General features: G+C 65.8%; 2 protein-coding genes. Both read left to right on the top strand.

Annotated features, from left to right (window positions below; all coding sequences use genetic code 11):
• A partial coding sequence (locus FJ980_RS33240) for a dihydroxyacetone kinase subunit DhaK (RefSeq protein WP_140547625.1) occupies positions 1 to 798 on the top strand: 798 nt, incomplete at its 5' end.
• 10 nt (positions 799 to 808) lie between these two features.
• Positions 809 to 1,136 (top strand): DAK2 domain-containing protein (locus tag FJ980_RS33235; RefSeq protein WP_181181413.1); only part of this gene is annotated, 328 nt, incomplete at its 3' end.

The following is a 1,136-nucleotide window of genomic DNA, read 5'->3' as shown; positions in this document are numbered from 1 at the left end:
GGATGGGATCGGGTGGCGGCGATCGGCAATGTCTTTGCCTCGCCGCCCCCCGATCCCATCCGTGAATGCGCCAAGGCGGCGCACGGCGGCGCCGGCGTCCTGTTCACGTACGGCAACTATGCCGGGGACGTGATGAATTTCGACATGGCGGCCGAATTGGCCGCCATGGACGATATCGAGGTGCGCACGGTGCTGACCACCGACGATGTCGCCTCGGCACCGCGCGACCAGCGGCAGAAGCGCCGCGGCGTCGCCGGCAATTTCTTCGTCTTCAAAGCGGCCGGCGCGGCCTGTGATCGCATGCTCTCCTTCGACGAATGCGAGCGCATCGCGCGCAAGGCCAACGATCACACCTTCACCATGGGCGTGGCGCTGTCGCCCTGCTCGCTGCCGCAGACCCGGCGGCCGAATTTCGAGATCGGCGCCGACGAGATGGAGATCGGCATGGGCATCCATGGCGAGCCGGGCATCGCGCGCGGCAAGCTCGGGACCGCCGACGAGATCACCGACGAGATGCTGGACAAGATCCTCGCCGAGATGGCGCCTTCGCGTGGCGACAAGGTCGCGGTGCTGGTCAATTCGCTGGGCTCGACACCGTTGATGGAGCTCTACATCATGAACCGTCGCGTCAAGCAGCGTCTCGACGACATCGGCGTTTCCATCCATGCGACCTGGGTCGGCAATTACTGCACGTCGCTCGAAATGGCCGGCGCCTCGGTGACGCTGTTCCATCTCGATGGCGAGTTGCAGACCATGCTCGACCATCCGTGCGACTGCGCCATGTTCCGCGCCGGCTGAGGAGCGACCCGTGAGCATCGATAGCGCTGACCTGAAGAGAATGTTCGATGCGATCGCGGTGGCGATCGAAGCCGACAAGGACCGGCTCTGCCAGCTCGACGGCGTCATCGGCGACGCCGATCACGGCATCGCCATGGCGCTCGGCTTCAACGCAGTGCGCGACGCGCTGGCGCCACTCGACCTGGCGGCGACCAAGCCGACCGCGCTTCTCAACATGGCGGCTAAATCGTTCCTCAACGCGGTCGGTGCGTCGGCTGGCCCGCTCTATGCCACCGCCTTCATGCGCGCCGCCGCTGCCGTCAAGGGCAAGACCACGCTAGCTGATGCGGATGTCGTCG

Source organism: Mesorhizobium sp. B1-1-5 (assembly GCF_006443065.1).
Taxonomy (GTDB): domain Bacteria; phylum Pseudomonadota; class Alphaproteobacteria; order Rhizobiales; family Rhizobiaceae; genus Mesorhizobium.
The sequence above is the reverse complement of the archived record's forward strand: the minus strand, read 5'-3'. Positions and strand labels throughout refer to the sequence as shown.